The following is a 16,690-nucleotide window of genomic DNA, read 5'->3' as shown; positions in this document are numbered from 1 at the left end:
AGACCATTCATGATGCTGACTCAGAAGCAGCAGCCACTCGTTGTCCAGCAAGATGACGATACCTCAAATACATAACAATTCGCCATGGTAAAATCATTCCAAAAGCAAGAACAAAGAATAGAGAACCTGTCTGCAGGATGGTCACATACTGTTCTACATAAGTGTGCAGAATAATCCGTAAAGCAAGCAGAATCAGCAGAATGGCTATAAAACCGCGTGAGCGTTTGAGATAAATATGGCCATCTTCAGCCCGATACATTTTCGAGGTGGAGATGAGCGGATAGCTAAAAATGACACCTACCAGAAAAGCAGCGACGGCGTATAGAAATGGTTCATGCGTCTGTGGCGCGATATACATCAGAAATCCTGTACTCATGGCTACTGGCGGAATTAAAATTTTTCGCGCGTTTGTTGGTTTTCGACTTGCCCGAACACGCACAAAAATGACAGTCAAAGCAAAAACGACGGCAATTAGTGAACTGAGAATCTCAGCTGTCACTTCACTCACCTCTCTCCTGACTGACAAATAAATTCCCTCGCATCAAAGCGGGATGCGTTTTCAAACACGAATCTTATCATCGCTGCTTTTACATTATAACGGACTTGCCCATACAGACAGACATGCAATTTTGACGATTACTCGACACCCTATCATCAACCCAGATTATTTTCCTTTTTTTACTTGAGCTCAAGTAAAGAAGTCGTTAATCTGTCGTTATGATGTTTTGTCTCTAAATAATTTAAATACATAACTATAAAGTCAAGAAACGAGGGAAGAGAATTCATGGGGGTTTATACGCGTTTTATTGTCAGATTTCGCTGGCTGGTTCTTCTCTTATGGCTGGCCCTAACTGTTGCCGGCTTGATAGGGTTGCCGAATTTAAACCGTGTCGTTCTACACGTACAAACTAACTATTTACCCAACAACAACCAGGTAATGGTGGCTAGCCGCCTGTTAAAAGAAGTGAATCCGGGTAAAAACGGCCAAAGTTCAGCTGTAATTGCCATTTATCAAAAAGGCGGACTCACCCATGCAGATCAAACGTACTTTTCAAATAAATTAAACTATATGAATGCCCACAAACAAACTTATGGCATCAGTAGCATGGCAGACGCAGAGAACACCAAGGCTGACCAGAGTGCCTTTATCAGCCAAGATAAAACAACGGAAATCGCTATTGTTAACTTTCCTGGTGGAGATATTGCTGGTTCTACCGATAAAAGTCTACAAAAACTGAAACAGTGGTTTACCGAAAACCCGTCCGGAAGCCATATCTACTTTACTGGCGATGTGCCTATCCAATGGGATGATTCAACCATATCTCAGCAAGGTGTGGAAAAGACCGCTGGAGTGACCGTTGCCCTGGTACTGATTATTCTGTTGATAGTTTTTCGTTCCTTGCTCGCACCTCTGGTAACTTTGCTGAGCATCGGTATATCCTTTCTCATTTCTTCGTCGGTGGTAGCATGGTTGGCAGAGCGAGGCTTACCCGTCTCTACTTTTACACAGACCTTTCTTATCGCCGTGCTATTCGGAGCCGGAACAGACTACTCCATTATCTTTCTCAATCGATTTCGAGAGGAATTAACGAGAAATCACGAAACATTAACGGACGCTATTGAAGCCACGCTTCGTTCTGTTAGCCGTACAGTTCTTTTTAGCGCCTCGACAGTACTCGTCTCATTTGCAGCTCTCAGCTTTGCCCATTTTGGACTTTATCGATCCGCTGTTGGTGTTTCCATTGGTATTTTTATAGCTCTGCTCGCGATTCTCACCTTTACCCCCGCATGGATGTCCATTTTGGGCCGAAGCCTTTTTTGGCCTCGCCGTCCGATGCCAGGAAGTGAACATCCTCCCTCACGTATCTGGGGGAAAACAGGTAGTATCGCTACACGCCGTCCTTGGTGGACCATGCTTGTACTTCTAGCCATCCTTACCCCGATAGGTATGCTATTTAGCGATGACCGAACCTTCAATCCTATGGACGATATCCCTAACGCTCCATCTGTACAAGGCTTTCATGTAGTGGCCAACGCCTTCGGTCAGGGACATGTTCTCCCTTCCACCATCGTTCTTTATAGCCAAAAAAATTTCCGCAGCCAAGCAGGGCTTGCCGCTATTCAAGATGTTTCACATACACTTTCCTCTGAACCTGGTGTAAGTGAGGTCATGAGTGCCACACAACCTACCGGCAAAGCGATTTCCTTATTCACATTAGCGAAACAAAATCAAATTGCAGCCAACGGTCTGCAACAGGTGTCTGCTGGATTACAACAATTACAATCCGGCTTCAGTCAAAGCAGCGGCAATCAAGAGGGACTCACCGCTTTACAAAAAGGTGCCCAGCGTGTCGCCAACGGAGCTCAACAATTATCAGGAAAAATCAGTCAAGCAGCAGTAGGAGCTAGCCAACTTTCCAAAGGAACAAGTCAATTAGCATCCGGAGCCCAGCAATTCAATCAAGGTACGCAACAGTTGGCAAAAAGTGCTGCTCAAAGTGCCAATGGAGCCAATCAATTAGCACAGGGTTTGACAAACGCCAACCAAGCTGCAAGCACACTGGCAGACGGCAGCGAGCAAACAGCAAACGGCGCCAATCAGTTAGCACAGGCAGCGAATCAATTGGCAAATGCCCTTGCAGCATGGAGCCAGTCGCATCCTAACGACAATACCAATCCAGCTTGGCAACAGATTTTAGCCCTCGCCACAGCAGCCAAAAACGGATCGACAAAGGTGGCAAGCGGTACGGAAGCATTGGCTGCTGGTACGAAAAAATTAACAGAAGGACTGGGACCACTTGCGAGTGGCGCAAGTCAGTTAGCCAAAGCCAATCAGCAACTGAATCACGGCGCAACGCAATTAACCTCAGGTATTGAAGGAATTGCCAATGGAGCGAGTCGATTGAACGAAGCTGGACAGGCCTTGGCAGCGGGGACTCGTCAATTAGCCAACGGGGCATCTCAATTGGCAAACGGAAATCGACAAGTTGCCCTTGGAGTAGAACAATTTACGGCAGTTCTCGCACCTGTGGATCAGAATTTACAAAAAGCAGGAAAAGGTATGAGTCGATTACAGCAAGGTGTTCAACAGATCCAAAATGCCTTGAGGGAATCCAGCATGGCTGCAAGTCAGGGGAATCCAGGATTTTTTGTGCCTGCCCATACATTGAATAGTAACCAAGGTTTACAACAGGCGATGAACGCCTATATTTCAGCCAATGGCCATGTTGCAACCATCAGTGTAGTTCTGAATCATAATCCTTATTCCCTGACGGCCATGCAACAGTTAGGAGAACTCCAACAAGACGCCGCTACTGCTCTTGCCGCTACACCTTATCAGGGAAGCAATATCTATACTGCAGGACCTACGGCCGTTCAAAACGCGCTCAATCAAGTTTCGACGGATGACTTTGTCCGTACCGTATCGATTATCTCTGCTTGTATCTTTTTGTTGTTGATTTTCATGTTGCAGTCCATTTTGGCACCGCTTTATATCATGATCTCGTTAATGGGAACCTATTTCGTCAGCATGGGCTTGGTACAGACATTGACCATACATGTGCTGCACAAGCCAGGTCTTTCCTGGCCTGTGCCCTTCTTTGTCTTCTTGTTGCTGGTTGCTCTTGGAGTTGATTATTCCATGTTCTTGATGGCGCGCTTTGATGAAGAACTCAAAAAATCGCCAGACGCTCCAGCAAGCGCTATGCGTGCGGCTATGTTGCGTATGGGGGGAGTTGTCTTCTCTGCAGCCATCATTATGGCAGGGACATTTGGCAGCCTAATCGTCTCTGGCGTCACTTCATTGATGGAAATTGGTTTGGCTGTGATTATAGGTCTCATGCTCTACGCTCTTATTTTGCTTGGCCTATTTGTGCCGTCCGCAACAGCCATTGTAGGATTGGCTCATCATTGGCCATTTGCCAAGCGTTTTCGACAAATAGAAACAAACTAATCTAGTTGATCACGATGAACTTGCAACTGTTCAGCTGAATTGAGACGTAAGGTCATTTCACCAAGCGTTGTAGAGCCCCCCAAATTGGGCAATAGAACATTATAGCTCAGTGAAAGGGCAGACGTATCAGGTAGTTGTATTTGTACAGATGAATGCTCATTCAAACGCAGACTGTTTAAACGATTGACAGTCTGCCACGTTTGCCCGCCATTCACACTGTAATTCGCATTGTTCGAACTGGCTATGTAAAACTCACCTGCCGCACTGACGTTGGGCAGAGTGACAATCCATTGCTTACCATTCGATGAAGCCTGAACTTGGATACCATCAAAAAATTGATAGGTGTCTTGAATCACTTGTTGAACAGCTTGATTGGATGTGAAAAAAGGTTGACCATTGGCTGTCATATCCCCTTGAAAGGTAGCCATAGCTTCATTTTCTGGTGGATATACAATCTGCCATTGATGCTCTTTTAAAGCCTGATAGCCCTGTGAGTCATCTGCTATCACATGTAACATGGCATCGGCTTCAGTAGGTGTAACATCAGCCGTTAAACTTAAACCAGCAGGATTGAGGCCAATGAATTGAGCCCAAGCCGACATACTTCCGCCGGGTTGAAAGGCAGGATTACTCATGCCGAGAAAATTCCAGTCTAATTGCTCCGCCTCTTCAACAGTAAGTGGTTCATAGGCACCCAAGTATTCTGTATGCTGTGTAGAATTCGTGTCCCACCAACCATTTTGAATTGCGAATGACATGGCCTGCAAAGGAGTACTATGGGGTGGCAATTCCCCTTCCTCAGTCAAAAATTGCAAGACAAAGGAACCTGCAGCCACCTCGTTGGAAGGGAGTACAGGTGGAAGAGATAGAGTTGGAGAAGTTTGTTTGGAAGGCGTGACGGTTTGCATGGACCAGATGTGATCTTTCCATATAGAAATTACCCCAGCTTGTTTGAGTATTTGCATGATATACCAAATCGGCGCATACGTTGTGGCCTTTTTCGTTAACGGATCGGGCGCAACGAAAGAAGGAACTTGGGCCACCTTTTGGCCGTTGAGGAAGATGGTCATGTTGCCTTTACCGCCTATGCGGGATAGTGAGGAAGAAGAAACGGATGGTGCAGTGATTTCCCATTGTTTCCCGTTCCACTGACTCTGATATTGAAAAGAATTCAACGCCTGCATCACATACCAAATCGGTATAAAAGTCGTGTTTTGATAAACTCGCCCATAAGGTCTATCCATACCTTTGCCGTTGATACGAATGGTTGTCACAAACTCTTGTGAACCTTCAAGATGATGGGAGGTTTGAGTACTGGCCAAAACCACAGTCGGGCAGAAGGTCATCAATAGAGCCGCAGTACAAAGGGAACGTACGATTCTCATTGAATGGGTGCTCCTATCTTGTTATATTGTCCAGAAACAAAATCATAAGTATCATCATAAATCGCGCGTGTAAATGGATTAGCCGAAGCTTCAGCGTGAGATAAAAAATTGGCGCCATCGTAAAAAGCGTGGGAAACACCTTGACCTAATCCATCCGCTGCAAATTGTTGCAGTTGTTGGACATAGAGCGTTTCGCCATTAGGAGTCAGACGCGTCCATTCCAGTTCCAATCCCATACCATAACGCTCTGCAATGTCTGCTGCGTTTGTCAATCGTGCCGGAAAAGCCTGATTGCCAAGTTCAGCATAATTGGGTTGCAGCCATGCAGCCTGAAAACCCAGATGCTTCCATACTGTGACGCCACTGGCCGCGTAAAAGGGTATCCATAGAAGTGGCAGCTTGTCCTTAGCCAACAGGGCACTGCTATATTGAATCAGTTGTTTCTCTCCTAGAGCGTCGGATGGACAATCTTCTCGCTGCCAGTAAAAGCCAGCCAAGCGCAAATTGGGATAAGCACCTGCCGCGAAATCCTGTACAGCTTTTTGCAAAAACCATTGAATGGCAGCTTCTCGTGCTTGCACAGCAAAGGGATGCGTCAAAGTTGGATTGAATGACAAGTCCTGACCGTCTATTTCACCAAAATCGCCACCGTTGTACGGAGTCGATGGTAGGGTCAAAACGACATTCTCTACAGCATTTGGAGTACCAAGCTTGGCATTGTCTTGATAAACTGCCTCCTGCAGTTGAGCTAATTGGCCATGAGAAGAAAACAAGTTTCCCAAATATTGATTCCAAGCACTTTTGTTATCTTGCACAGAACCATCTGCAAGGAAAAGAATCGTATTGAAAAAAGGAGCTACCGGCTCATTCTGCTGATTATCATAAGCTACTAATGAGGCAAACTGACTTGAGGTGTAGAGCGGACTGTCCGGTGATACGTTAACAAGCAACATGTTCTCTATTTGATTGGCGGATGCAGGTGTTAAAGCTTGACCCGTCGTATTCGCAGGAGTCACGCTGGAAATCGGATAATCATTAGCCGTCTTCGCGTCAGAAACAGCCTGATAGGTTCCCATACAAGCGATTTGACGGGCAAAAACCCAGACATGGACAGGAAAAAGAATCCGAAACGTCTGACCTTGCGTAGGTGGAAAATAAAGTGTAAAGCGTTGCGAACTATCTCTGAGGCCGATACGAGATCGATCATTATAAACTCGTCCGAGCGTATGCCAAACTCCGTTCTCTCTAACTTCAAACTGGACATATGATGGGTAGTAAATTCCCATTGGTAAATATTGTCGCACATCGATGGATAAGGCATGTACCACCGCTGGTTGAGGCAAATGAATATCTAACTCTCGCCCCCCCTGATGACTAAACCCCTGCCAAGCACTGCCTTGCAATAGATTCCCTTGATAAGCATCTTCCTGTTCAGCAAACTGTTGATCCGGATAGCCTGTGACGGAAATTTTCAAAGTAGCTTGACTCGCTAGATTCGTCCAGATGGAAGCAGCATCGGCACTTGTCCATGAACTCACTCCCAACCAGGCTACGCTCGACAAAGACGCCAATGCCATTTGAATGACTCGCTGTCTTTTCATGATGTCCTCCTCATTCCACATTCAAAACATAGCAAAATCTAATGAATCCCATTTTATAGAAATCTTCGTGGATGCATGGAGGTTTTAGATGATAGTTACCAATTCGTCATATTTCCGACAAAAAAACTTTGATAAAACGTCAAATTTATGGCTGCGAGTTTTTACTCGAATCCACTGATTCGTACATAAGGCATCCGTTTTTCGCAAACGCTGATAAAGAGAGGTGATGGATTGTGAGAAAAAAATTCGGTCTGCAGTGGCTTCTGGCATGTATGGTAGCTGGTAGCTGTTTCGCCGTTTTGCCCAACAGCCCTGTCCAAGCTTTTTCCGATCGCAATCTTTCCTACGGCTGTATTGGATACAGCGTTTACGAATTGCAGAACCGCTTAAAATATTTGGGATACTACCACGGTCCCATCAACGGTATTTTCACGTGGGATGTTTATTGGGCGGTGCGTGATTTTCAATACGCGTTTGGCATGCAGCCCACTGGTTATGTGAATATGGCGACTAAAATGCAATTGGTCAAGGCAACTCAGGGATGGCATTATGTCGGACCTTTACCACACGGTATGGAGGAACTTCCGGATGGCCAAATCGTTCCCAATCCACAGAACGGCCAAAGTAATGCGGAAAGCGTAGCAAGCGGTCAAAGTGTCCCTGCCAACAGCGATGTAGTGACAGGCGCTGCCGTATCGAATTCTGGAACCAGCGCGCTTACGCCAGCTGATATTGATCTGATGGCTCATGTCGTGCACGCAGAAGCCAAAGGCGAGCCCCTGCTGGGGCAGGTAGGAGTTGCAGACGTTATTCTCAACCGACTTAAAGATCCTAAATTTCCGCAAAGTATACCCGGTATTATCTATCAGCCTGGAGCCTTTCAGTGTGTCAGCAATGGTACCATCAACGAACCATACAATGCTGAATCGTTGCAGGCTGTCATGGACGCAATTCATGGCTGGGATCCAGTCGGTTCAGCTCTCTACTATTTCAACCCGGCAACCTCTACGTCACCCTGGATATGGGGTAAACCAGAAATTACAAAAATAGGTAACCAAATTTTCTCGCAATAATGGATGCCCAACAAATTTTAAAAAATGGGTTGCAACTTTCATATAGACGACATAAGATGAACTATAGAAGTTGCCCACAGGAAAGATTGTGATCTGGGTAAAACCTTACTGTGCGGCATTTTTCTTTCAAAAAAAGTTTCTCTAGGCTAATTTTGATTCACAAAAGAAATATTGACGATGCAACCTATCCCATTCAGTTTGGATGAAGTGCAACTATAGGAAAAGAGGTGATCTTTTGAACGCGCGTGAAAATACCTCCAGAGCACTGGATCGTTGGAAAGTTATGGATGCTAAAACCAAAGGTAAATACGCACGTTTACTTTGGTTGTTGATTGGTCCAGGTGTACTGGTTATGTTGGGTGAGAATGACGCACCTTCCATGCTCTCTTACTCTGCTTCCGGTTCACAATATGGAATCGGCGTGTTTCTTCCGTTTGTTGTTCTAACTTTTTTGATGGCCTTTGTGGTTCAAGAAATTACTGTCCGACTTGGAGCCGTGTCCAAAGCAGGACATGCGGAATTGATATACAAACGTTTTGGACGATTTTGGGGCAATTTTGCCATGATAGATTTGATTTTCACCAATTTCCTAACACTTATTACCGAGTTTGTCGGTGTGGTGGCGGGAGCGAGCTATTTTCATATTTCTAAATTTATAGCTATCCCTGTTGCCATTGTAATCATTCTTTTGGCCTATAGCTTCCGCCGTTACTGGTCATGGGAAAGAATTACCATGGCATTGGCTCTCTTTAATCTAGTGTTTATTCCCATTGCAGTGCTAGCTCACCCCGACTGGAGTGCGGTAGGAAAGTCTTTTCTGACATTTCAACCGTTTCCTGCCGGCGGTCTAAATAACAATAATCTGGTCATCTTTCTTTCTGATATCGGCGCCACAATCACTCCCTGGATGCTCTTTTTCCAGCAAGGTGCTGTTACAGATAAAGGCTTATCGAAACACGATATACGTCACGGCCAACTGGATACTTTGCTTGGCGCAATTTTGGCTACGCTAGCTGCAGTGGCTTGCATCATTGCTACATCACCTTTGTTTATTCATCACATGAACAGCGCGTCGTTTGGCGCGGCTCAGTTTGCGCAAGCTCTCCAACCGTACATTGGGCGAACAGGTTCCACTTTGTTTGCACTAGGAATTATGGAAGCTGGGCTTGTAGCTGCTACTGCCATTTCAACTTCTTCTGCTTACGCATATGGTGAAGTTCAGAGGAAAAATCATAGCTTGAACAGTTCATTCAAAGAAGCTAAATCTTTTTACTTAACACTATTCGCCATTGTTATGGTGGCTGGAGGCATTGTCCTCATCCCCCATTTCCCACTAGAATGGGTGGTACTCATTGTCAACGTGATCGCCGTACTCACCATGCCACCAGCATTAGGCTTTCTGCTCCTGCTCGTCAATGACAAGGAGATTATGGGCGAATACCGCAACAAGGCATGGGCCAACACATTAGCAATCAGTATCGGCGTCTTCATTTGCATAGCTGGTATCCTGTACGCTTTGACAGCCATTTTCCCCAACTTCACGTTATAAGAGGTGAACAACATGACAACAACTTCCATAGCGACGAACGATACAAGTTCTGTTACAATACGAACACAAAGAGAGATGGAGAAGCATCCGGAGCTTGTTGAAGCGTTGCTCACTGAACAAAAAGAAGCGATGCAGCGCTTGGAAAATATGGGCCGTATGCCTCTCGGCTGGGGATTAAAGACCTTAATTTGGGGTCTGCGGCTTTACGTCGTTTTCATGTTGGTTGCCGTAGCATTCACGGTTGTCAATAACCTTCGATAAATGACTCGAATGGTTGAGACAACGCGCAACCAACATCAATGATGTCCGCACAAAATCCGCGAACCCAGCGGTCGAGGCGGAGAGGAGTGTTGCTCGGTGTCCACCACCCCGAGTCAGGAAGACTATATTGAAGCCATTTGGATTCTGATTCAAAATAAAGGTTATGCACGAGTTACCGATATTGCTGACCGACTCGGTATCAATAATGCTTCGGTTTCCAAAATGATTCAAAAATTAGATGAAGATGGACTGTTGATTTACGAGCGTTACCGAGGTCTTAACCTGACACAAGAAGGCTATTCCCTTGGTTTGCATCTATCCAAACGACATCAGATGTTGGAGTCTTTTCTTCAATCGCTTGGTCTCACGGACACAGAGGAAATTGACCGAACGGTGGAAGGTATTGAACATTATTTTTCACGCAACGCCATGAAAAAAATCAGCAACCTGATGGAGTTTATTGAAGCTCATCCCGAATGGTGGGAAGAATTCAATCAATGGTCCAAACAAAAAAGCTAAGGCGCAATACCTGCGTCTTAGCTTTTTGAATCACCTTACATCATTAAGCTGCGATTACTGAATACTGCCCACCAGGCGATTATCAGGCAGATGGCTAGTCTCAAGAGAAACGGTTTCTGTCATATATTCGTTGGACAATAAAGTATTGGGGCCTTGATTGGGACTATCCCAAGTCGGATCCATGACTACCCAACGGCCTCCCACGTCCGCTTGAAGCCACTCATGATTATCTTCCGCACTATTGACTGGGGCTTTACCAATCACAGTTTCTGCGGGAATGCCAACTGATTTCATCATCGTTGCTGCTAATTCGGCAATCTCTTCGCAAACACCACTACGCAAAGAGAACGCTGATGCAACATCTTCAAACAAATACTTGCCCCCATCTACCATGGACCAATCATACGACATGCTCTCACTGGCGTAATTTGCAATAGCTGCCGCAGCCGTTTCTTGAGATGGAGAATTGGCGAAAATTTGGCTCGCTATCATACTGGCATTCGGATTTACATTTCCATCCATAAACGCTGAATACAGTAACGCCTTTCTGGACTCACTTGTTTGCGGTCCATTGATAGAAAGTGTATATCCCCCTTGCCATGTGTAATCTCCAGAAGTATTTAGCTGGTGATAAAATTGTGAAATATAGGAAATACTTATACTTCCAGTAAACGGAGAACGAATATCTGCCGAGAATTCGTGATTTTGCACAGGGAGAAGATAATTCCATATACCTTGTCCACTGTTACTGGATAGCTGAACGACAACATGAGATTCATCCCCCATGACCGTTCCCTGTACAGGAATCCAGTCTGTATTGGCTATGGGGTTGTACTCTACATATTGAATATTACCCGTCTCGCCAGTAGCTAACGCTGGTCCGGCATCAGTTGCAGAGAAGGGCTGTACACCTGTCCATTTAGCTGATTGAGGAGAAATTTGACCTGCTAACTGTTGTAACCCTACTATCAGTACCAAAGGCACACTGTATTGACCCTCGGAGCTAGCTTGCACTGTATAAATACCAGGCTCACTGGCTGTGAAAACAGCCATTTGGACTGTGTTGGAGCCATACTTCCAGATTTCATCTGGTGAATCCGGCACAATGGCAGCATCCGGACTATTGACCAACCAACGAACTGAAGTCAGATTTTTGTCACCTGTATAGGCCATTAAGTATAACGGCTCTCCAGGTTGAATATTAAGCAGTGTTTGCGTCCCACTCTCTGTATAAGGTACACTACTGGCTTGTATATAAAAGTCATTGCTAGCTCTTGACCAATACATACTATCGGATTGTGCTTGATTGGGAAAATGAGATGCGGAAAGACCATCTGCGAAAACTTGTGGCGCACAGAACGCCCCTATGGAAAGTGTTGAAATCGTTGCTACCCCTACAGCCCATCCATGCTTTTCCATGTCTATTTTTCCTCCAAAGCCACCACACCGCGTGGTGCCGAATGTCTGCACAGCATTGACTGGGGGGATGCAGACATTCGGAGGGTGAGCAGCGGTGCCGAAGCAAAGGACAACCAGCCTTGGGTTTGGAGAAAAAAGAGCAATCTCCCCAGGGAAGATTGCTCTTTAACATCAGCAACCATGGCAGCCCGGCTATCATAGGTATTAACCCGTAGACCCGAAGCTTTGCGTCCCAGCATTTCTACTGGTTTGCCCTGAGCATCGTTGGTGGAATATGCGACTTGATGTCTATTATTTTATCAAACATACGAAAATTGTAAATAGGTGTCGAAGTTTTTTGTCTATTTTATTTTAAAGAGAACAGAAATGAGAATTTGTCCTGTTGGCCGAGTGTTGATTTTTTCAATGCTCTTTCAATATTTCTAACTTATAATCATTCCCATGGAACAGCCCTAACCCCCTTACAGCGATCCAATTGGATCGCTCTTTTTTTACCAGTTGCAGCAAATCGATAGGATAGGTATTCTGCTAGCAGAGCATGCTGCAGAGGTGAAAGACGTGCGCAGATACAGTCGCCCTACAGAAGAAAGAAAAACTTTACGGGAATGGGAACAAACCTACGGTCTGTGGATTTTGGATATGGATGGATTTGATCTCTCAGATCATGAACTGTTTCAAAGACGTATGACGAAAAGTGAATTCTTAGCTGGACTCGCCTATTGTACAGCGTTACGACGTTCAGATGCACATTCAAACGCCGTGGAAGAATTACCGGAAGCCAACTCTGAGCGCCCCGTCGTCTATTCAGGATGGAAGCGCAAAGAGCGGAGCTCCGGTGCGGAAAATGCATCTACATTGGAAAAACCACGATTGGATATCCAGCCACCAGACACGGATACAAACTTTTACAGTCCACAAACACTGTCGCGTAAACGTCAAACGATTCGTTGGCGCTTACTTTGTGTTGTACCGCTCCCTTATCTGGCTATCTGGGGCGCTACACTCATCAAAGAAAAACTAGAACGCTATTTGCGAATCCGCTGGTATTGGTGGGCCTGTATACTTTTGCTCGATCTCGGTGTCATCTCTTTTGCGCCCATTGTTGCTGTCTTGATTGCTTTTCTTTATCCATGGTACCTTGTTGCAGCCGGTTTCGCCCGCCTGTTTGGCTGGTTGCGGGAGCACATACTTAACCTCTTCCACCAATCCAGTTTAACAGGCATGGGTCTCCATACTCCGCTTAATGCTCCCTTTCTCTCTAATATAACGGTGGATGGGAATCCAGCAAATCTTTATTTCCATTTTAGTACCGCTCTTGCCTCTTCTTTTGTTTGGGGTTCTATGTGGGTGAGTATTTCTGCATTATTAAACCTTTTACGTCGTTTATCTTCTTCAAAATCAAACCGCGCCCGCTCATGAACCGAATGGCTCATTTGCTGGGCACGGCTAAATAGAAACATCTTCTGCATAATCTTTTTGATTAACCTTTAACCGATCCCGCCAGTAGTCCTCGAACAAAATATTTACCCAGGAAGATATAAACAATCAACGTTGGAATCGACGCAATCAAGGCACTGGCCATCTGCTCGTTAAATTGCACAGTTTGACTGCCCGCGATATTGACAAGGGCTACTGTCACAGGCTGATGAGGTGGATTGGTCACAGCCACGGCAAAGAGGAAGTTATTCCATACTTGTGTAAACTCCCAAATTCCCGCTACCACAAATCCAGAAATAGAAAGCGGCAAAATGATATGCCGATAGATCCCCCAATACCCTGTTCCGTCAATTTGCGCAGATTCAATAATATCCGTTGGAATCGAAGCGTAAAAATTACGGAATATGAGTGTACAAATAGGAATTCCATAAACCACGTGAACCAAAATCAGGCCAGGAATTGTATTGTACAGAGAAATCAAATCAAGTACTTTCAAGAGCGGAATCAATACGCTTTGATAAGGAATAAACATTCCAAACAATATGAGAAAGAACACCACATTGGCGCCTTTAAACTTCCATTTAGATAATGCGTAGCCATTAATGGAGCCAAACAGTGACGCCAAGATGGTGGCAGGAATGGCCAACATAAAGCTGTTACCAAAATTAGGGCCCAAAGCATGCCAAGCAGCACCAAGCGCCTGTAAACTCCATTGGTGTGGAAGCCACCACATTTGCGACAGACTAACTTCTGTATTGGTTTTAAAACTGGTGACCAAAACAACATATACGGGAATGAGGTAAAAACAGGCAATGAGCAGCAACAATACGTAGAGCAGCCCGCGATTGATTCTTCGAATCGCCAACATGGTTTACTCCTCCTCCCGTAGAGTCGATATGAGATAGGGAATGATAAAGAGAGCTATCAAAATTAACATGACAATGGAAATAACCGCACCTTGCGCAAACTGATCTCCCTGATAGGTCGTTTGAAACATATTCATACTTGGCATGTCCGTGACAAAATCCTGTCCGGGACCGGTCATGGCATAAATCAAGCCAAACACCTTCAAGGATGCTGCAGTCAAAATAATAATGATGGTTGTTGTCGTGGCCTTCAATTGCGGGAGAATGACTGACCAAAAAGTTCTCCAGGCATTAGCACCGTCAATTTTTGCCGCCTCTTTTAATTCATCAGGTATACCGCGTAATCCAGCAAGATATACGGCCATTGCAAAGCCTGACATCTGCCAAACGGATGCTATCAGCACAGCCAAAAGAGCAATAGGAATACCAATTTGAATTTGTCCACCCGGAATACCTGGAACTATTCGAGTACTCAGAAACCATTGGGGCACATGTTTAAGCCCAAAAGCTTTTAATATCAAGTTCACGCCAGTGTCTGGATTCAGCAGCCAAGACCAAACAACACCCGTGGCAACTGCAGAAATCGCCATGGGAAAGAGATAGAGACTGCGGAAAAAAGACTCCGCTTTAATGCGCTGATCAATTAATAATGCCAGACACAAGCCTACAATCAGACAGATGAGAATGAATAGAACGGTAAAAACAACCATATTCCGAATATCTGATTGAAAACGAAACGTTTGAAAGACTATCTGATAATTCTTTAAACCTACGGAAAGAAAATTGGGAATGATGCTGTTCCAAGCGGTTGTTGAAACCCAACCCGTCCAGCCAATAAAACCATACACAAAAATGAGTAAGAGAATCATGGACGGAATCAACGTGATCATAGACCAAATTTTCCCTGACGAGAGCCGTTTTCTCCGACGTTCAGGTCCTGTTTTGGCTAATTGCACATCCACCACTTGACTCAAGCGCTCTCACCTGCCAATCTCACATATTCTTAGCGGACTATACCGCTGCAAAAAGGTTCCCCGCCTGGCTTTTGCACAGACGGGGCAGCCTTCTTCTTTTTTAGCATCCTAGCAGTTTAGCTCAAAGGATTGGTTTGAGCCGCATTCTCAATAGATTGAATAAACTGCTTGGTATTGTGGTTTGTAACAAAAATGGCCATAGCATTCTCAAAGGCTGTAGTAAAGCCTGGGTTTACAGCACCCTGACCAATACAAAGTGTAAGCTGGTCTTTTTGATACGACTTCATGGCCGCTTGAGAGTACGCATCGTAATCACTTGGATTTGCATCAAGACGAGGCGAGAAAGTACCTTTCAATGGATTGAACACTTTTTGCCCCTCGGCCGATCCAAGGACTTTCAAGAAATTCAGAGCCACTGCTTTTTGTGAAGCGCTGAGTTTGGAAGGCAGAGCAAAGACGTCGGAAACTACTGAGAACACTCCTTGAGTACCAGGTGTCGGCGCCCAACCAAAGTCTTTGCCAGGTGTCAGGTTCAACGTGGTCTTAAAGTAACCTTGTGCCCAGTCACCCATTACGTTCATAGCCGCTTGACCATTCGCCACCAATTGATCAGCCTGTTGCCAGTGCAGGGCAGAAGCATCGGAATTGGTATATTGCATCATTTTGGTGAAGGTATTCGCAGCCTGCACAACACCAGGACTGTTCCAAGACATTTGACCATGCAATAATTTGTTGTAATCCGTATATCCAACCGTACCTAACAATACGTCGCTAAAGAGAAGCGTCGTTTCCCAGTTTCCATGATTGGCCAAAGCGAGCGGAGTAATACCATGCGCTTTTAATACTTTAGCGTCTTGGAAAAACTGACTAAAGGTAGTTGGCGGTGTCAGATTGTATTTCTTGAAAATGGACGGATTGTACCAAAGCACATTGGCTCTCTGCATATCTACAGGCACAGCGTAAATATTCCCATTAAAGGTAATCAAATTGAGTAATGATTTCGGATACTTATTCAACCATCCTTGACTTTGGTAAAGGTTGTTTAAGGAATCCAAGTCTCCAGCTTGTACCCAAGAATACAAAGATCCATTACCAGCGTGCACTTGGAAGGTTCCTGGAGGATTGTTGTTTGTCATGCGGCTAGCCAAAACGGCATGCGCATTTGAACCTGCTCCACCCGCCACTGCTTCATTGATAACTTGGACGTGAGGATATTTTTCATTAAAAACATGAATCAAAGCTTTCAACGCTTTAGATGATGCAACACCTGTCCACCAAGAGAAAATCTCCAATTTGCCAGTTGTTCCAGCATTTCCTGTTGGTACCGGAGCACTGGAGCTTGGTGTAGAATTCGTCGTATTGGCAGTTCCACAACCAGAAACGAGCGCAGTCAATGTCAAAACTCCTACTGCCGCGACACCTATTTTTCTAAATTTTTTCACGTATGACCCCTCCTATTGGCGTGTTCATTCACGATTCTGCATGCTATCGAATCAGCAAGCAGAAACGCGCGCCTTATGGAACGAAAAGATTTAAAGTAAAGATTGACCTGGAGAACGCTTACAGGAGAAACTTTCTTTCGATTTCATTGGTTGTCAAATTGGGCGAAAAAATAGGACCATGGTTGCTCGATTCAACGAAATCTCAAGTAAAG

13 protein-coding genes and 1 riboswitch are annotated in these 16,690 nt (G+C 45.1%); of the genes, 6 read left to right on the top strand and 7 right to left on the bottom strand.

Translation table 11 applies throughout. The annotated features are described in order from the left end of the window. Positions 1-7: 7 nt before the first annotated feature. Positions 8-508 carry a CcdC family protein gene (locus tag BUA75_RS04035; RefSeq protein WP_072873308.1) on the bottom strand — a complete coding sequence of 167 codons (501 nt, stop codon included), beginning with the start codon at positions 506-508 and terminating at the stop codon, positions 8-10. 276 nt (positions 509-784) lie between these two features. Here BUA75_RS04035 and BUA75_RS04030 point away from each other — a divergent pair, with 276 nt between their 5' ends. Next, positions 785-3,952 (top strand): MMPL family transporter, encoded by a 3,168-nt coding sequence (locus BUA75_RS04030; RefSeq protein ID WP_072873307.1) that lies wholly within the window; start codon positions 785-787, stop codon positions 3,950-3,952. Here BUA75_RS04030 and BUA75_RS04025 read toward each other — a convergent pair. Both BUA75_RS04025 and BUA75_RS04020 read right to left on the bottom strand, forming a co-directional pair. After that, positions 3,949-5,337: a stalk domain-containing protein gene (locus BUA75_RS04025; RefSeq protein ID WP_072873306.1), complete on the bottom strand. Its 1,389-nt coding sequence runs from the start codon at positions 5,335-5,337 to the stop codon at positions 3,949-3,951. The genes BUA75_RS04030 and BUA75_RS04025 overlap by 4 nt on opposite strands. Next, entirely contained in the window at positions 5,334-6,938 is a 1,605-nt protein-coding gene (locus BUA75_RS04020) for a DUF4855 domain-containing protein (protein ID WP_072873305.1), read from the bottom strand. The genes BUA75_RS04025 and BUA75_RS04020 overlap by 4 nt, the downstream gene beginning before the upstream one ends. Before the next feature lie 233 nt (positions 6,939-7,171). Between BUA75_RS04020 and sleB the strand changes: the two genes are divergently transcribed. The 4 genes from sleB to mntR all read left to right on the top strand — a co-directional run bounded on the left by sleB (position 7,172) and on the right by mntR (position 10,340). Then, entirely contained in the window at positions 7,172-8,011 is an 840-nt protein-coding gene (gene sleB / locus BUA75_RS04015) for a spore cortex-lytic enzyme (RefSeq protein ID WP_083574059.1), read from the top strand. A gap of 235 nt (positions 8,012-8,246) precedes the next feature. Next, positions 8,247-9,560, top strand: a complete 1,314-nt coding sequence (locus tag BUA75_RS04010; RefSeq protein ID WP_207549702.1) for an NRAMP family divalent metal transporter — start codon at positions 8,247-8,249, stop codon at positions 9,558-9,560. 12 nt (positions 9,561-9,572) lie between these two features. Continuing rightward, positions 9,573-9,821, top strand: a complete 249-nt coding sequence (locus tag BUA75_RS04005; RefSeq protein ID WP_072873302.1) for a hypothetical protein — start codon at positions 9,573-9,575, stop codon at positions 9,819-9,821. Positions 9,822-9,917: 96 nt separating this feature from the next. Next, complete coding sequence (gene mntR / locus BUA75_RS04000) at positions 9,918-10,340, top strand: transcriptional regulator MntR (protein ID WP_072873301.1); 423 nt, start codon at positions 9,918-9,920, stop codon at positions 10,338-10,340. A gap of 54 nt (positions 10,341-10,394) precedes the next feature. On the opposite strand, the gene BUA75_RS03995 is transcribed toward mntR, so the two are convergent. Further along, positions 10,395-11,759, bottom strand: coding sequence for a transglutaminase family protein (locus BUA75_RS03995; RefSeq protein ID WP_072873300.1), 1,365 nt, complete (start codon positions 11,757-11,759; stop codon positions 10,395-10,397). A 179-nt stretch (positions 11,760-11,938) separates the two neighbouring features. Continuing rightward, positions 11,939-12,023, bottom strand: a riboswitch (cyclic di-GMP riboswitch). A gap of 234 nt (positions 12,024-12,257) precedes the next feature. Here BUA75_RS03995 and BUA75_RS03985 point away from each other — a divergent pair. Next, a complete protein-coding gene (locus BUA75_RS03985) occupies positions 12,258-13,178 on the top strand; it encodes a hypothetical protein (protein ID WP_129583512.1) in 921 nt (306 codons plus the stop codon). A 61-nt stretch (positions 13,179-13,239) separates the two neighbouring features. On the opposite strand, the gene BUA75_RS03980 is transcribed toward BUA75_RS03985, so the two are convergent. The 3 genes from BUA75_RS03980 to BUA75_RS03970 all read right to left on the bottom strand — a co-directional run bounded on the left by BUA75_RS03980 (position 13,240) and on the right by BUA75_RS03970 (position 16,478). After that, complete coding sequence (locus tag BUA75_RS03980; RefSeq protein WP_203115633.1) at positions 13,240-14,061, bottom strand: carbohydrate ABC transporter permease; 822 nt, start codon at positions 14,059-14,061, stop codon at positions 13,240-13,242. Between the two features lie 6 nt (positions 14,062-14,067). Beyond that, positions 14,068-14,952 carry a carbohydrate ABC transporter permease gene (locus BUA75_RS03975; RefSeq protein WP_083574073.1) on the bottom strand — a complete coding sequence of 295 codons (885 nt, stop codon included), beginning with the start codon at positions 14,950-14,952 and terminating at the stop codon, positions 14,068-14,070. A 200-nt stretch (positions 14,953-15,152) separates the two neighbouring features. Then, complete coding sequence (locus BUA75_RS03970) at positions 15,153-16,478, bottom strand: ABC transporter substrate-binding protein (protein ID WP_072873296.1); 1,326 nt, start codon at positions 16,476-16,478, stop codon at positions 15,153-15,155. Between the last annotated feature and the right edge of the window lie 212 nt (positions 16,479-16,690).

It is taken from the genome of Alicyclobacillus tolerans, from assembly GCF_900142255.1.
Taxonomy (GTDB): Bacteria; Bacillota; Bacilli; order Alicyclobacillales; family Alicyclobacillaceae; genus Alicyclobacillus_I; species Alicyclobacillus_I tolerans.
This window is presented reverse-complemented; position numbering and strand designations above follow the sequence as displayed.

What these genes read in the sequence shown, in the direction of transcription:
- BUA75_RS04030 (WP_072873307.1), top strand. Translation starts at nt 785, where the DNA reads ATGGGGGTTTATACGCGTTTTATTGTCAGATTTCGCTGGCTGGTTCTT.
- BUA75_RS04025 (WP_072873306.1), bottom strand. Translation starts at nt 5,337, where the DNA reads ATGAGAATCGTACGTTCCCTTTGTACTGCGGCTCTATTGATGACCTTC.
- BUA75_RS04020 (WP_072873305.1), bottom strand. Translation starts at nt 6,938, where the DNA reads ATGAAAAGACAGCGAGTCATTCAAATGGCATTGGCGTCTTTGTCGAGC.
- BUA75_RS04005 (WP_072873302.1), top strand. Translation starts at nt 9,573, where the DNA reads ATGACAACAACTTCCATAGCGACGAACGATACAAGTTCTGTTACAATA.
- BUA75_RS03995 (WP_072873300.1), bottom strand. Translation starts at nt 11,759, where the DNA reads ATGGAAAAGCATGGATGGGCTGTAGGGGTAGCAACGATTTCAACACTT.
- BUA75_RS03975 (WP_083574073.1), bottom strand. Translation starts at nt 14,952, where the DNA reads ATGATCACGTTGATTCCGTCCATGATTCTCTTACTCATTTTTGTGTAT.